Source organism: Micromonospora sp. CPCC 205558, assembly GCF_036902955.1.
In the GTDB taxonomy this organism is placed as follows: domain Bacteria; phylum Actinomycetota; class Actinomycetes; order Mycobacteriales; family Micromonosporaceae; genus Micromonospora.
The window spans coordinates 119,646-134,368 of the sequence record NZ_JBAKHR010000012.1; the positions used below are offsets into that span (position 1 = coordinate 119,646).

Annotated in this window: 17 protein-coding genes; 9 read left to right on the plus strand and 8 right to left on the minus strand. The window is 71.3% G+C overall.

Going from position 1 to position 14,723, the window contains the following annotated elements; translation table 11 throughout:
• Positions 1 to 32 precede the first annotated feature (32 nt).
• Genes V6U86_RS16510 through V6U86_RS16520 form a run of 3 tightly spaced genes read right to left on the minus strand, consistent with a single transcriptional unit; the run spans position 33 to position 2,337 of the window.
• A complete protein-coding gene (locus V6U86_RS16510) occupies positions 33 to 1,022 on the minus strand; it encodes an ABC transporter permease (protein WP_334504093.1) in 990 nt (329 codons plus the stop codon).
• Positions 1,019 to 1,909 (minus strand): ABC transporter ATP-binding protein, encoded by an 891-nt coding sequence (locus V6U86_RS16515; RefSeq protein WP_334504095.1) that lies wholly within the window; start codon positions 1,907 to 1,909, stop codon positions 1,019 to 1,021. Before V6U86_RS16515 ends, V6U86_RS16510 begins: the two co-directional genes overlap by 4 nt.
• Before the next feature lie 20 nt (positions 1,910 to 1,929).
• Positions 1,930 to 2,337 (minus strand): GntR family transcriptional regulator, encoded by a 408-nt coding sequence (locus tag V6U86_RS16520; RefSeq protein WP_334504097.1) that lies wholly within the window; start codon positions 2,335 to 2,337, stop codon positions 1,930 to 1,932.
• Positions 2,338 to 2,577: 240 nt separating this feature from the next.
• Here V6U86_RS16520 and V6U86_RS16525 point away from each other — a divergent pair, with 240 nt between their 5' ends.
• Entirely contained in the window at positions 2,578 to 3,846 is a 1,269-nt protein-coding gene (locus tag V6U86_RS16525) for an Nramp family divalent metal transporter (RefSeq protein ID WP_334504099.1), read from the plus strand.
• A 336-nt stretch (positions 3,847 to 4,182) separates the two neighbouring features.
• On the opposite strand, the gene V6U86_RS16530 is transcribed toward V6U86_RS16525, so the two are convergent.
• A complete protein-coding gene (locus V6U86_RS16530) occupies positions 4,183 to 4,455 on the minus strand; it encodes a hypothetical protein (protein WP_130400065.1) in 273 nt (90 codons plus the stop codon).
• 82 nt (positions 4,456 to 4,537) lie between these two features.
• Positions 4,538 to 4,990: a hypothetical protein gene (locus V6U86_RS16535; RefSeq protein WP_334504104.1), complete on the minus strand. Its 453-nt coding sequence runs from the start codon at positions 4,988 to 4,990 to the stop codon at positions 4,538 to 4,540.
• Positions 4,991 to 5,132: 142 nt separating this feature from the next.
• On the opposite strand from V6U86_RS16535, the gene V6U86_RS16540 reads away from it, so the two are divergent.
• The 4 genes from V6U86_RS16540 (at position 5,133) to V6U86_RS16555 (ending at position 9,125) form a co-directional block, all read left to right on the plus strand.
• Complete coding sequence (locus V6U86_RS16540; protein ID WP_334504106.1) at positions 5,133 to 6,239, plus strand: hypothetical protein; 1,107 nt, start codon at positions 5,133 to 5,135, stop codon at positions 6,237 to 6,239.
• A gap of 28 nt (positions 6,240 to 6,267) precedes the next feature.
• Positions 6,268 to 7,317, plus strand: a complete 1,050-nt coding sequence (locus V6U86_RS16545) for an NAD(P)H-dependent flavin oxidoreductase (RefSeq protein WP_334504109.1) — start codon at positions 6,268 to 6,270, stop codon at positions 7,315 to 7,317.
• A gap of 67 nt (positions 7,318 to 7,384) precedes the next feature.
• Entirely contained in the window at positions 7,385 to 8,476 is a 1,092-nt protein-coding gene (locus V6U86_RS16550) for an SRPBCC domain-containing protein (protein WP_334504111.1), read from the plus strand.
• A 13-nt stretch (positions 8,477 to 8,489) separates the two neighbouring features.
• Positions 8,490 to 9,125: a CG0192-related protein gene (locus tag V6U86_RS16555; RefSeq protein WP_334504114.1), complete on the plus strand. Its 636-nt coding sequence runs from the start codon at positions 8,490 to 8,492 to the stop codon at positions 9,123 to 9,125.
• A 55-nt stretch (positions 9,126 to 9,180) separates the two neighbouring features.
• On the opposite strand, the gene V6U86_RS16560 is transcribed toward V6U86_RS16555, so the two are convergent.
• Entirely contained in the window at positions 9,181 to 11,217 is a 2,037-nt protein-coding gene (locus V6U86_RS16560) for a glycosyl hydrolase family 28-related protein (RefSeq protein ID WP_334504116.1), read from the minus strand.
• Between the two features lie 219 nt (positions 11,218 to 11,436).
• On the opposite strand from V6U86_RS16560, the gene V6U86_RS16565 reads away from it, so the two are divergent.
• Together V6U86_RS16565 and V6U86_RS16570 are read left to right on the plus strand one after the other, a co-directional pair.
• The gene (locus tag V6U86_RS16565; RefSeq protein ID WP_334504119.1) at positions 11,437 to 12,525 is read left to right on the plus strand and encodes a PIN domain-containing protein; all 1,089 of its coding nucleotides are present in this window, start codon (positions 11,437 to 11,439) and stop codon (positions 12,523 to 12,525) included.
• A 277-nt stretch (positions 12,526 to 12,802) separates the two neighbouring features.
• A complete protein-coding gene (locus V6U86_RS16570) occupies positions 12,803 to 13,024 on the plus strand; it encodes a hypothetical protein (protein WP_030335934.1) in 222 nt (73 codons plus the stop codon).
• 129 nt (positions 13,025 to 13,153) lie between these two features.
• Here V6U86_RS16570 and V6U86_RS16575 read toward each other — a convergent pair whose 3' ends face one another.
• Positions 13,154 to 13,357, minus strand: a complete 204-nt coding sequence (locus V6U86_RS16575) for a hypothetical protein (protein ID WP_334504152.1) — start codon at positions 13,355 to 13,357, stop codon at positions 13,154 to 13,156.
• A gap of 219 nt (positions 13,358 to 13,576) precedes the next feature.
• Between V6U86_RS16575 and V6U86_RS16580 the strand changes: the two genes are divergently transcribed.
• Positions 13,577 to 13,801, plus strand: a complete 225-nt coding sequence (locus tag V6U86_RS16580) for a winged helix-turn-helix domain-containing protein (protein ID WP_334504155.1) — start codon at positions 13,577 to 13,579, stop codon at positions 13,799 to 13,801.
• Positions 13,802 to 13,888: 87 nt separating this feature from the next.
• Positions 13,889 to 14,047 (plus strand): hypothetical protein, encoded by a 159-nt coding sequence (locus V6U86_RS16585; RefSeq protein ID WP_334504157.1) that lies wholly within the window; start codon positions 13,889 to 13,891, stop codon positions 14,045 to 14,047.
• A gap of 124 nt (positions 14,048 to 14,171) precedes the next feature.
• Here V6U86_RS16585 and V6U86_RS16590 read toward each other — a convergent pair whose 3' ends face one another.
• Entirely contained in the window at positions 14,172 to 14,720 is a 549-nt protein-coding gene (locus V6U86_RS16590; protein WP_334504159.1) for a DUF1062 domain-containing protein, read from the minus strand.
• Positions 14,721 to 14,723 lie beyond the last annotated feature (3 nt).

Genomic DNA, 14,723 nt, shown 5'->3' on the forward strand with positions numbered 1-14,723 from the left:
CCCCCGCGCCCCGACGAGCACCCGTCAACCGGCTAGGCGATCCGCCGGACCCGGCGGATGGCGAGATAGAGCAACAGCAGGGCCAGGGCGACGAAGACGCCCGTCTCGATGCTCTGGAACAGCCAGAACCGGTCCGCCGGCTGGTAGAGCTGCCAGTTGTACGCGCCCGGTTCGAGGCCCAACTCTGCCCCGCAGACCCGACCCTCCGGCCCCTTGCCACCCGGCGGGCACTGGATCCGGGCACCCTCCGCGATCATCGTGCCGTCCGGGTTCCGGACACCCTGGGCGAGGATCCAGTCTCCCCGGCTGACCTCCGGTGGCCCTTCCCCCTCGATCGGGAAGGTCTGCGTCTGGGCCGGCTGATAGTGCCGCCGGGCCAGCAGCTCCACCGCCGCCCGTACGCCGATGAAGCCGGCGAGTGTGATGCCCATGGCGGGCAGCATCCGCTTCCAGACGGTGCCGGCGAAGACGCCCAGCGCCACGGCGAACAGCGTGTACCCGATCGGGACGATGCCCTGCAGATCGAAGACGATCATGCCGAACCGGCCCTCGTGCGCGGCCTTGGTGAGCGGATCGACCCACCAGGACATGCCCAGCCCGTAGACCGTCGCGAGGATCAGAACGGACCCGCTCACCAGACCGAACTTCACCAGGGCCCAGCGGGTCCGGCCAACGCCCTGGGTCCAGACGAACCGGTGCGTGCCGTGCTCCACCTCGCGGGCGACCAGCGGCGCGCCCCAGAAGAGGCCGACCAGCGCCGGCAGGGTGATCAGCAGTACGGCCACCAGGCTGAGGTTGCCGTACTGGTTGCCGAAGCGCCGATAGCCCGCATCGCACGTCTCCCGGGTTGCCTGCGCCACGTCGGCGCGGGCAAGCTGGCTGGCGCAGTCCGCCAGCCCGAGGTCGGCGAAGGTGCTCCGCATCGCCAGGCCGATCGGCACGAGCAGAGCGGCCAGCGCCGCGAGCGCCAGCAGGGTGTAGAGCGCCTGCTTGCGGTGTTGCCGCCAGGTCAGCCAGATCATGCCGGCACCCCCCACTCGCTGTGACTGGTCTGCGTGGTGCCGTCGGCCAGGTAGGCCAGCACGACGTCCTCCAGGCTGACCTCGCGGATCGTCCAGGCCGGATCGGTGATCGGCCCGTCGGTGCGGACCAGCAGCGTGGACTGCCGGTCGGTGTGGCTGGCCCGGACCACGGCGGCGACGCCCCCGATAGCGCCGCCGTCGTGCCGGGGGCCGACCAGTTGGCGGTGTTCGGCGACCAGGTCGTCGACCGCGCCGGTGAGCTGCACCTGGGCCGCGCTGAGCACGATCAGGTAGTCGCAGACGCGCTCCAGGTCGGCGAGCAGGTGCGAGGAGAGCAGGACGGTGGTGCCGGACTCCGCGACGCTGCCCATCAGCGACTGGAGGAACTCCCGTCGGGCCAGCGGGTCGAGGCTGGCGACCGGTTCGTCGAGCAGCAGCAGCCGCGGCTGCTTGGCCAGTGCCAGGGCGAGCGCGACCTGGGCCCGTTGACCGCCGGAGAGCTTGCCGACCGGCTTGTCCGGCGGTATGCCGAGCTGCGCCAGCCGTTGGCGGGCCAGCGCCGCGTCCCACCGCCTGTTCAGCTTGCCGCCGGCGATGACCAGCTCGGCGGCGGTGAAGTCCCGGTACAGCGGGGTGTCCTGGGCGACGAAACCGATGTCGGCCAGGCCCTCCGTGTCGTCGTACGGGGACCGGCCGAACACCCGGACCGTGCCCGCGTCGGGCTTGAGCAGGCCGACGGCCAGGTGCAACAGCGTGCTCTTGCCTGCGCCGTTGGGCCCGACCAGCGCGGCGATCCGGCCGGCCGGCAGATGCAGCGAGCACTCCCGCAACGCCCAGGTGCTGCCGTACCGCTTGCCGAGCCGGTCTGTTTCCAAGACCATGTCCATCCCTCGTCCTCTCGTTGGGCTCATGCGGGCTCCTTCTGTGGGGCGTCGTCGGTGAGGGTGGCGCGCAGCGTCGTCTCCACCAGGGCGATGACGTCCTCGGCCGTGAGGCCGGCAGTTTGCGCCCGGTGCAGCCAGGCGACCAGGTCGTCGCGTAGCTCGGCCTGGTTGGGCAGGGACGCCCCGGCCAGCGTGCGCTGGACGAACGTGCCCACCCCGGGCCGGCCGCCGACCAGACCCTCGATCTCCAACTCCCGGTACGCCTTCAGCACCGTGTTCGGGTTGATCGCCAGGGATTGCGCGACGTCCCGGACCTTCGGCAACTGGTCTCCCGGCGTCAGCAGGCCGACCCGCAGCGCCTGTTTCACCTGCTGCACGAGCTGCATGTAGGTGTTCACCTTCGACCGGCTGTCCAGTACGAACTCGATCACTCGTGATGATCCTTCCTGTTGTCCTACGACAGTAGGACTAATAGACAGCTTCATTGCTGACCCTTCAGCTGTCAAGCCCGACCCAGCACGTTCAGCCCGATGGGCACGTTTCGCCGACGTGGCTCGGCCAGCCCGTGACGTGCCGGCTCGGGGTGGCACCGGCGGGCCAGGGGTTGGCACCGAGGGGCCAGCCCGAGGGGAAGGGACCGGCAGCGATCCGCGTGGACGGGGAGGGGTTCGATGGTCACCAACGAACTGACGACGTCGAGGGCGACTCCACTGCAGGCCGCTCGCGCCCGGGGCCGCGTACGCGGTCGGTTGATCCTGCTCGGCCCGGCGTTCGTGGCCGCCGTCGCCTACGTCGATCCCGGCAACTTCGCCACCAACTCCGCCGCCGGTGCCCGCTACGGCTACCTACTGGTCTGGGTGGTGGTGGTGGCCAACCTGATGGCGATGCTGGTGCAGACACTCACCGCGAAGCTGGGTCTGGCCACCGGGCGCAGCCTGCCCGAGCTGTGCCGGGAACGCCTACCCCGGCCGGTGAACCGGATGATGTGGGTGCAGGCCGAGTTGGTCGCCATGGCCACCGACCTGGCCGAGGTGATCGGTGGCGCGGTCGCCCTGTACCTGCTCTTCGGCATCCCCCTGCTGCCCGGCGGGCTCATCATCGGCACGGCCGCGTTCGCCGTGCTCGCGCTGCGCTCACGCGGTTACCGCGCCTTCGAGGTCGCCATCGCCGTCCTGCTCGGTGTGATCGTGCTGGCCTTCGCCGCCATCCTGTTCACCTCCGGCTCCGATCCCGGCTCGGTCATGGCCGGTCTGGTGCCGCGCCTGCAGGGCACAGACAGCGTGCTGCTGGCCGCCGGCATCCTCGGCGCGACCGTCATGCCGCACGTCATCTACGTGCACTCCGCGCTCACCCGGGACCGCATTCCCGCCGCCGACGACGCCGAGCGCCGGATCCTGTTCCGCGGTCAGCGCACCGACGTACTGCTCGCCCTGAGCGCGGCTGGCGCGGTCAACCTCGCCATGCTGCTGATCGCCGCGGCCAGCTTCCGGGGCGGTGGCCCGGGCGGTGCGGACAGCCTGGAGGGGGTGCACGCCGGGCTCGGTCAGACCATCGGGACCGTCGCCGCGTTCGGGTTCGCCGTCGCCCTGCTGGTCTCGGGGCTCGCCTCCACCAGCGTGGGCACCTACGCCGGAGAAGTGATCATGCAGGGCTTCCTGCGGCGGCGGATTCCGCTGCTGCTGCGTCGGCTGGTCACTCTGCTGCCCGCGCTGGGGGTGCTCGCCATCGGCCTCGACCCGACCCGGGCGCTCGTGCTGTCCCAGGTCATCCTCAGCTTCGGCATCCCGTTCGCGCTGATCCCGGTGGTCGCCTTCACCCGTCGCCGCGACCTGATGGGCAACCTCGTCAACCACCCGCTCACCACCGCCGCCGCGTCCCTGGTGGCCGTGCTGGTGGTAGCGCTCAACGCGTTCCTCCTCTGGCAGGTCGTCGCCGGCTGAGCCGGCTGGTCAGCGTCGCCGGCTGAGCCGGCTGGTCAGCGTCGCCGGCTGAGCCGGCTGGTCAGCGCTGCCGGCTGAGCCTGCTGGTCTGGGGCACCCGATGTTGGTTACTGGGGCCCTGAGTTCTCTTGAGAACGAGGTGGCTGCCTGGGCCCGGATATCCCTACGAGCGTGATGCCGGTGAGTCATATTGATGACTCACAGGCATCACGCGTTGGAGGTTATGTCGGGCCAGCCCGCGTGGGTGGCCGGCGACGTGGTGGCGGTTGCCCGCCTTCGCGGCCGGAGCCGGCCGGAGCCGGCCGAAGCCGGCCGGGCCGGCGGGAGGGGGCGTGGTCAGGTGCGGCGTCCCTCATCGCGGGTCGGGATCTCCTGGCGCTGTTCGAGGGCGTCCGCCGGGTTGGCGTCGGCCGGCAGCGAGGTCACCTCCTCGAGCGTGCCCGCCGGGTAGGCGCCCTGCTCGGCCAGGTCGGCTTCGGCTGCCTCCGGGTCCACGTCACCCGACACCCGGTCCGGCGGCCCGACGTCGAACGCGTCCTGTCGTTGCTCAAGGGCATCCGCCTCCGGAGGCGGGATCGTGCCGCCCTGTTCATCCCGGTACGTGCTCATCGGAGCCTCCTACCCGGCGGGTGTCGACATGCCGCCGGGCCGCTGCCTACCCGCCAGCGCCGCACTCAGGCCGCCATGCGGCTCAAGAGTTGGGCAGTCCGCGACGGGCTGCGGCGGCCAGCCCCAGGGCCACACCGATCAGGGTGTTCACCGTGCCGCGGCGACGGCGTCCCTCGGTGCGCCGACTGACCCAGCCGAAGACCAGCCAACCGGCCACCGCGCCCAGCACCGTGCCGAGCACCCCGGCGGGGACCACGAGGGGCGGCGGCGCGCGGTGCAGCTCAACCGACAGGTAGCTGGCGTCGACGGCTGTCTGCGAGGAGATCGAGGCGTTCAGGATGGCGGCGGCCTCGGCCCGGTCGGGTTGCGGTCGGGACGTCTCCCAGGCGGCCCGGCTCGCCAGCGCGCCGGTGAAGAGGCCGCAGATGACCGCGGCGAGCGGCACCCACGCGACGGCGGCACCGGCCGGGCGGCCGAGGCGGCGCAACAGTCGTCGCCCGAACGAATTGGCCGGCGCGGTGTCGCTCACGGACATGGAGACCCTCCGGCTTCAGAATCAGGCGGAGCGACAGTACATCGATCAGGGGCTGGGCGCGTCCCCCGATGGCCGCCGCCGTGGCCGGGATCGGCCAGGATGGGCGGGTGGCCGTTCACGGCCGCGACGAGGAGGGTGGGCGATGCGGGTACGCGGACGGTTGACCTGGGAGCGGCGTGCTCGTTCGGGGGCGGTGCTGACCGCGTTGCTCGCCGGCGTGCTGCCGCCGGCAGTGGTGCTGGCGCCGGGGGCCGCCACGGCGGGCGCGGCGGCGGGCACGCCGGTCTGCGAGGTGCGGGACAACCGGCTCCGCGAGATCTCCGGGATGGTCGCCACCGACGAAGGGTACGTGGTGATCAACGACGGGGCCGACGACGAGGCCCGCCGGCGGATCTTCTTCCTCGACCAGAGTTGCGCGGTGGTGCGAACGGTCTCCTTCCCGTCCCGGCCCCGCGACACCGAGGACCTGGCCATCGGCCGGGACGGCACCATCTGGGTCGCCGACATCGGCGACAACGACCGTTCCCGGCCGACGATCGGGGTGTGGCGACTCGCACCGGGGGCGAAGCAGCCGGTGCTGCACCGGATGACCTACCCGGACCGTCCGCACGACGCCGAGGCGTTGCTGCTCGACGCGTCGGGTCGGCCGTTGATCATTACCAAGGGCGGCAGTGGCACCGTCTTCCTGTACGCGCCGACCACCGCGCTGCGGGCGGACGCGACGACGCCGCTGACCGCACTCGGCCAGGTGACCCTGCCGAGGACCACGACCAGCAACCCGTTCTCGTTCCTGGGGCGCGGGGTGATCACCGGTGCGGCGAGCGCGCCGGACGGACGGCGGGTGGCGCTGCGCAGCTACGCCGACGCCTTCGAGTACGACGTGCCCGACGGCGACGTGGTCCGCGCGTTGACCACCGGCACCGCGCGGATCACCCCGTTGCCGGACGAGCCCCAGGGCGAGTCGATCACCTACAGTCGCGACGGCCGGTCCCTGCTCACCGTCTCCGAGGCCGCTGGTCAACCATCCGGCACCCCGACCATCCTGCGCTACCCGGCCGCGGCCACCGCGGCCGCCGCACCCTCCACGGAGTCCGTCGGCCCGGTGGCGCCCACTGGGGTCCGTCCGGCCGCTGGAGAGGTCGGCGGCGCGGGTTGGCGGACCTGGCCGGTGGCGGCCGGGGCGGCGGGTCTGCTGGTCCTGCTCGGGCTGGCCGGCATGCTGCGATGGAGGCACACCGCGCGCCGCTGACCGGCCGGGCCTGCGGCAGGATGAGGGGATGTCCGTCCTGTCCACGTTGCGCCACCCGATCATCGCCGCCCCGATGGCTGGCGGCCCGTCCACGCCCGCGCTGGTGGCCGCCGTGTCCGCAGCGGGTGGACTGGGCTTCCTCGCCGCCGGGATGATCGACACCGACCGGCTGGTCGCCGACGTCGCCGAGGTCCGCGCGCGCACCGATCGTCCGTTCGGTGTCAACGTCTTCCTGCCCGACCCCGACGGCGTCGACGAGGCCACCATCCAGGCGTACGCCGAACGGCTCGCCCCGCAGGCCGCGCGGCGCGGGGTGCGCCTGGGCGAGCCGGTGGGCGGCGATGACGCGTACCCGGAGAAGCTGGCCGCGCTGCTCGCGGACCCGGTCCCGGTGGTGTCCTTCGTGTTCGGTCTGCCCGACCGGGCGGCGGTGACCGCCCTGCACGAGCGGGGCACCGAGGTGTGGGCCACCGTCACCCGCCCGGACGCCGCTACCGCCGCCGCCGACCTGGGTGTCGACGCGGTGGTGGTGCAGGGCACCGAGGCCGGTGGGCATCGCGGCGGCCTGCCGGACGACGACGACTACGGGCTGCTGCCGCTGCTCCGGCTGACCGCAGCCCGCTGTGACCGGCCACTGGTGGCCGCGGGCGGCCTCGTCGACGGTCCCGCGGTGGCCGCCGTGCTGGCTGCCGGCGCCGCCGCCGCGCAACTCGGCACGGCCTTCCTGCGCTGCCCGGAGGCGGGCAGCTCACCGATGCACCGGGCGGCGGTGGCCGGTACCACGCCGACAGCGTTGACCCGGTCGTACACCGGCAAGCGGGCCCGTGGCGTGGCCAACGACTTCCTGCGCCAACACGACGCGGTGGCACCGCGCGGTTACCCCCAGGTGCTGCACCTGACACGTCCTCTCCTCGCCGCCGCGCGGCGCGACGGGGACGCGTCGGTGGCCAACCTGTGGGCCGGGCAGGCGCACCCGCTGGCCCGGGACCTGCCGGCGGCGCAGGTGGTCGCGGAGGTGAGTGCCGGCGCCCGGGCCGCGCTGGCCACAGTGGTGGAACGCTCCAGTCGCTGGGGCTGAACAGGCCGCCGGCAACCGGCTCGGGCGGGCGGGACAGGCCGCGCGGGCAACCGGTTAGAGTCTCGCCGTGATCGAGATCGGTGCGCAGGTCGACCTGTCCCACCCGCCTGAGCGGGTCTGGCTCGCCCTGACCGACCGGGAGTTGCTCGGCCGGTGGTTCGCCGAGGCCGAGACGGTCGAGGGCGTACCGGACCGGATGCTGCTGCACACGGCCGGCCTGCCCGGCTTCGAGGCCAACGTCGAGGTCGAGGTGGCCGAGCGGCAGGAGCCGGATCTCCTCGTGCTGGCCTGCGACGAGGCCGGCCGGCTGAGCGAGCTGACCTGCACGGTCACGGCCACCAAGCAGGGCTGCCGGCTGGAGCTTCGGGAGGTCAGCACGCACGGCGCGTGGTCCGCCGAGCAGCACGACCCCCGCGAGCAGCAGTTCCGGCAGGCGCTGACCGTGCGGCTGCCGGCCATCCTCGACTGGCTCGCCTTCCAGCAGGTCGACCTGCGCCGTGCCGACGGCGGGCTGACCGCGGAACTGCCTCTGATCGGCGTACGTGGCAGGGCGGGCCGCAACCCCCGTCGGCGTCGCACGCTGGTCGCCGTGGTTGCCGGGGTTGTGCTGGTGGCGGGGACTGCGGCATGGGTGACGTTGCCGCCCGACTCGAAGCCGGCTGCCGCGCCCGCGCCGACCGCAACCGCGTCGCCGACCGTGACGGCCGGCCGGACCGCCGTCGCGCCCACGCCAACCCCCTCGGCGCGCCCCTCGCGGACCACCGCCTCGGCGACCACCCGCCCGAGCCTGACCCCGTCGGCGAAGCCGTCGCGGACGGCCGCGTCGCTGCCGCCACCCCCGCCACCGGCGCCCGTAACGGCCCGCTACGAGACCGACTCCACCCGTCTGTTCGGCTATACCGGCGAGATCGTGGTCGAGAATCCCGGTGGCGCGCCGGTGGCGGACTGGACCGTGGTGGTCAGCCTCGCCGAAGGCACCACCGTCGACGACGTCGACGGCGCGAACTGGCGAAAGGACGGACGGTCGATCATCTTCACCGGAGCGGCCGTGCGGCCAGGGGGATCCCAGAGGATCAGCTTCGACGTTCGCGACAGCCGGCCGAAGGCCCGGGAGCCGGAGAGTTGCACGATCGGCGGGCAACCCTGCGCGGGCCTCTGACTAGGCTGCTGCCATGGCACTGCTGCACAGGGCGACCCTGCGACCCACGAAGTTGGACCTGCTGACGGCCTGGCTGCCCGGCCGACAGTGGTTCACCGGACCGGCCGGCGTCGAGGTGGTGAGCCGAGGCGCCTACCGCTTCGACGACCCGGCCGGCGAGGTAGGCATCGAGACGATGCTGGTCGGCGCCGCCGACGGGCCGGTCCATCAGGTCCCCCTCACCTACCGCGCCAATCCCCTCGACGGTGCCGAGGACTGGCTGGTCGGCACGACCGAACACTCGGTGCTCGGCCCGCGCTGGGTCTACGACGGCTGCGCCGACCCGGTGTACGCCGCCGCGCTCGCCCACGCGATCCTCGCCGGCAGCGGCCAGGCGGATGAGTACTTCGAGGTCGACGGCCGACGCGAGGTGCGTGAGCCGACGATGACTGTCGTCGCCACTGAGAGCGGCAACGACAACCCGCCCTCGGTCGGCGCCCTGCGCCGGGTCGTCGACCAGGACAGCACCCTCATCAGCACTGACACCGTCGAGATGGTCGTCGTCCGGCGGCCGGGCGTCGGGGCCGACGGGGCAACCGGGGCCACGCTGATCGGCACCTGGGATGGTCAGCCGACCAGCGTGCCACTGGCGTACGCCCGGGTGCGCTGACGCGGCTGCCCCGAGTGTGCGGTGGGCGGCCCGGATCTCGGGCCGCCCACCGCGTTCACCACCGCGAAGGAGGCGGGGGCGGCGACACGGGTGGCCGGTCGTCGCAGGTGATGGTGTTGGGCAGCAGCCACGGCGCGAGCCACCCGCCGTCGTTACCGCCGAGGTCGGTCAGTGTGAACTCCGAGCCGGCCGGGGTGAAGTGGAACGATCCGCAGTTGTTGACGCCGACCGCGCCCACGTTGCGGGCGTCCACGTTGGCGAACGAGGCGGACCCGGCCGAGCGGGCGCTGACCACCGAGGTGCCGGTGCCGTCGACGCGGACGTTCCGGAACCGCACATCGGAGATCGAGTAGAGGTCCTTCACCGGCCAGTCGCTGACCAGCATGATCGCGTTGTACGTGTTGTCGAGGTACGCGTCGCCGGTCACCTCGATGCGCGCCTCGATGCTGCGATCCAGGGCGAAGATCCAGATCGCGCCCAGGCCGATGTTCCAGTTCAGCTCGTACGTGCCGGCGCGGGCGGTGGTGTTGTTGGTGAACCGCAGGTGCCCGGTGAACGGCTCCGCGCCGAAGCGGGACCCGGCGTGCAGGCCGCTGCCCTCGCGTACCGGATCGGCGACCAGGTTGTGTGAGACGGTGGTGTCGGTGCCGCCGTAGATGGCGATGCCGTTGGCCAGGGTCGGTGACTGCACCGTGTTGTGGTCGAACGTGTTCCGCGCGTTGGCCGTCTTCTCCGACCACATGGCCAGGCCGTCGTCGCCGGTGTTGCGGACGAAGTTGTGCGACACGAGCGAGTCGGTCACCCCGGTGTGGAAGTTGAGCGCGTCGGCGATCTGGTCGACGATGATGTTGTTGGTGACGCGGACGTTGCGCATCGGGCCGTCGAACCAGATGCCCACCTTGGTGTGGTGCAGGTAGAGCCCGTCGATCGTGGAGTTGCTCATCGCCCCGCCGATCGCGTTGACCTGGTCGGTGTCGATGCGTTCCCGCACGTCGCCCTCGATGGCGAAGCCGGATAGGTGCACGTTGCGGCTGCCGCCGTCGGCGGCGTCCCGACCGTAGAACCCGACTCCGGTGTGCACCGAGCCGTCCGGCGCGGGGGTCGGCAGGGCGACCTCGCGCCCCTTGATGATGGTGTACCAGTTGCCGGCGCCCTCGATGGTCACGTCGTCGACGATGATGTGCCGGTTGACCTGGTAGGTGCCCGGTGGGACGTACACCTTGAGGTGGGCGCGCCGGGCGAAGGCGATGGCCCGGTCCAGCGCGTCTGCGGAGTCCCGCCGGCCGGTCGGGTCGGCGCCGAAGGCGAGCACGTTCGCCGCGAGCAGCCGGACGTGCGGCGGTGCGACCAACTCGGAGTCGAGCAGGTCGATGACCGTCCAGGCGGCGGCGCTGCCGGGCGGCGCGGTGAGCCGGACCGTGTCGCCGGCCCGGTAGGTACGCCCGAGCAGCAGCCGCTGCTCGTCGTAGAAGTGGGTGGGCCGGAACGGCGTGCTGATGCTCGGGTACGGCGTGGTGGCCGACGGGACGCACTGGCACTCGGTGATCCACCAGTCCGGGTGCAACAGCCCGGCCTGTGGGTCGTTGGTGAACGGGTACTGGTTGTAGAGCCACGAGTACTGCGACGTGAGCGTCATGGTGTGCAGGTGTTTGCCGTTGACCGCGACCTTCAGCGGCGCGGTGATCCCGCCGCCCTGCGGCGCGTCCGGGATGCTGTACCGCACGGTGATCCCGTTCGCCGCGCTGGGCAGAACGAACTCCACGTACTCCCCGGGGGTGAGCCGGACCGCCCGGCGGCCGGAGGCCTCCGCGGGCAGCGTGTAGGCGGATCGGTCGGGCCCGATGATCTCGCCGTTGGTGCGGGCGTTCTCTGCTTCCTGCTCGAGGAAGTCGACGTCCGCGCCGCGTCCGGCGACCAGCGCCGGGTCGAGGGCGGCCCGGGTGACCACCGGCCGCGCGCCTGCGGACGTGGGTGGACTGGCGGCGGCCGAGGTGGGCCCGGCGACCAGCACGGCGAGACCAGCCGCGAGCGCGACGGCGGTGCCGCTGGGCCGGTCGGGGCGTCTCCGGGCCGGCGTGAGGCTGCGAAACATCGGTGACCCTCCTGAGTGGGTGGTGGTGGAGGTCCGCCTGGCGCTCCCCCGACGCCCGACATTGATCGTCATGATGCAGCACCGGACATGGCACTGCAAGACTCCTATCGAACAACGAAAATAGACGACTATCGGACCGCAAGAAGTGGACGATCGTCGAGTTGAGGTGTCGCGCGTCGCCCGCCCCGACCAGCTCACGCCCGGCGTAGGCTGGTCCGCGTGGATCAAGAAGACCGGATCGCCCTGTTCCTCGACTACGAGAACCTCGCGTTGGGCGCGCGCGACCATCGTGGCGGCGCGGCCTTCGACTTCCGGCCCATCGCCGACGCGCTGGCCGAACGAGGTCGGGTGGTGGTCCGCCGGGCGTACGCCGACTGGTCCTACTTCGACGAGGACCGTCGAATGCTCACCCGGTCCCACGTCGAGCTGATCGAGATCCCGCAGCGGATGGGCGCGTCCCGGAAGAACGCCGCGGACATCAAGATGGCCGTCGACGCGATCGAGTTGGCGTTCGAACGGGACTACATCTCCACCTTCGTCATCTGTAGTGGTGACAGCGACTTCACCCCCCTGGTGCACAAGCTGCGCGAGCTGAACAAGCGGGTCATCGGCGTCGGGGTCGAGGGGTCCACGTCGGGGCTGCTGCCCCCGGCGTGCGACGAGTTCCTCTACTACGACCGGCTGGAGGGCGTGGACATCCCGCCGGCCCGTGGCCGGCGCGCTCGGCCCACCACCCGGCAGGCCGGCGCGGAGCAGCGCCCACCCGAGCCGGAGCCGGAGCAGGAGGTGGACCGTCGACCGCAGGAGGCGGAGCCCGATCGGGACGTGGACGCGCTCGCGGTGCTCGTCGCCCAGTCGGTCGCCGGGCTGCAGGGCAGCGCCAACGGTGACGTCACCGCTTCCCGGCTGAAGCGCACCCTGCTGCGCAAGGACCCGACCTTCAGCGAGTCCGACTACGGCTTCCGCACCTTCGGCGAACTGCTGCGTCACCTCGCCGAGCGCAACGTGATCGAGTTGGCCGAGGGGCCGGCCAAGGGTGACCCCGAGGTCTCGCTGCCCGAGCACGGCGACCGCGAGGTGGCGTTCGGCCTGCTCCGGGGCGTCGTGGCGGACCTGGGCAGCGGCGGCAACCCGGTGGCGCTGTCCGGGCTGAAGAATCAGGTACGCCGGGCCCGCCCGGACTTCAGCGAGAAGAAGCTCGGCTACCGCAGCTTCCTGCAGTTCTGCAAGGCCGCCGCCACCGCCGGCGTGCTGGACCTGCGCTGGAGCCCCGAGGCCGACGACTACCTCCTGACAACCCAGGCCTGACCGCCCTGCCCCTCTCGTGTTGATCAAGAGGTTTGCGTCACCGGGAACGCGCTTCGTGACGCAAACCTCTTGATCAACAGCGGCTGAGGTGGGAGTTGCGGGGAGTGGGCAGAGTAGGACGGCGTTCCTGATTCGCAAGTCAGGAGCGGGAGAACCGCCCGTTATGGTTTCGAACCGCCAACGGTTGGGCCGAAATGCGCCTGGAATGTCACCCTTGCCCCGGTCCGGGCCTACCTGCGCCGTACCCTCGGCGCGGGAATTGCTATACGGTCGGCGAATGAAGGTGGAGGAACACTGGTGGAACGGAGACACGACCCCGCGCGGGCGCCGGGACGTGTACATCCGTACTGATGGGCAGGGTTGGGAGGTCCGCGCCCAGATCGGTGGGGCGTCGGGTCGTGAGCGGGTGCAGCAGTGCCCCAGCCGGGCCTCGGCGGCCATCCTCGCCGACGCCTGGCGCGGCACCCACCCATCCTGGCGCGAGCTGAAGCAGCGCTGATCCGGCACCGGGCCGGGTCGGCAAGCTCCCGGGCTCCAGCCCGGCGCGCCCGCCGACCGGCCCGGCGCTCGGTACGTCCGTCCGCCGAAAGCACGCAGCAATTCACCCGCCGCGACGCCGGCTCACAGGTCACCGCTTTTGCAGCATGACGGAAGCAACGTCGGCCAGAAGCGCCAACGCCCAATCTAGCTGCGAGCAGTTGTCGCGACCTTGGCACTCAAGGCAGCCACCAGCTCGCCATGGCCTCTCGAGCGCCCGGGTCCAGTGGGTATCCAATATCCGTTCGGCCGTGAACAACTCGGTCGCCTTGGACACGGGCTCGTCGATCGGCATGATCGGCACCTTTCGCGAGACACGATCAGGCCCCGCCCAGGGTCGATCCGTTCGTGGCCGCCCCCGGCGGGATCGTGGTCCGGTCCGCCGCTTGCCGAACGAAGGAACCGACCACTGCATGTGCAACCTTAGAGACCTTTAGTACCTAAGGCAATGTTGGTCTTGAAGGCATATGGGCGGCGTGATCCGATGGAAGGTGCCGAACGAAGGAACCTTCACATGCCCATACCTACCGGCGGATACCGCGAGGTGGCCGAGGACCTTGCCGCTCGCATCAAGAGCGGCGAGTATGCGGCAGGGGAGCGTCTGCCCACCTACAGCGAACTATCGAACCTCTACGACGTCAGTGTGACCACGGTCCAGCGGGCGATCATCGTCCTTCAGACACGCGGCTTGGTGGTGGGTCTCCAAGGCCGTGGTCTGTGGGTCGCCGAGGACATTTGATTTCAAGGGGCGGTGGCAGACCCCCGTGTCTCCACCCTCAGGTTGGGTACTCCGAGGGCTACCGGTCGCGCCCGATGGAGGTCGCCCATGTCGCAGGGCCCCGACGAGGACAACCCCAGGCTCGACGAGGAGATCCGGGAGGCCGAGCGCCGGCTGGCCGACCTCACCAACTCGTCTGACGACGCGCTGACCGACGACGACGCTCGGGCACCGGACGACGCCCCCTCCGAGGAGAACGCCGACTAAGGCTGTTTCATAAGGGCGGCGAAACCGCAACGCCGCCGGTCGTCGTCCGGGCCCGGCGCAGGCCGGCCAGTTCTTATGAAACAGCCCTTAGGGCTGCCCGGCCGGTCCGGACAGCCCCACGGGTTCAGCGCTTGAGTGTGAAGGCGAAGTCGCCGGAGATCCTGCCGCTCAACCGGACCGCCGAAACCACCATCCCTTCGGTGATCAGTCGGTCGACCTCGGCCCGCGACAAACCGAAACCGTCAGCGATCAGTCGGGTCGGCCGGACCGGGATCGGTGCCGCGAAGCGGACCGCGACCTCGACCACGTCGCAATCCAGGTGATCCGATCCGTCGGTGTCGAGACGCCAGGCGTTGGTCCAGTCCAGGGCGAATCGGTTTCGGCGTTGCACGGCCGGATCCTGCAACAGTTCGCCGGTCAGGCCCGGGTGGTTGTCATGCAGCCGGTCCAGCAGTTCGGGTCGGATGGCGCGCACTGTCACCCGCTCCAGGACGGTGAGCTTCGCCGTCTCCCCGCACGCGGTGCAGAGCGCGAGAAGCCAGACGTCGATGAGCTTGTGGTTGGCGTTGACCCGGAACTTGCCGCTGGCCCGTAGGCGCTGCGATGCACACCCGTGGCAACGGCGTTTGATGATGGGCAGGCAGGTGGGCACGACGGCCCAGTTTTTGAGCACAGA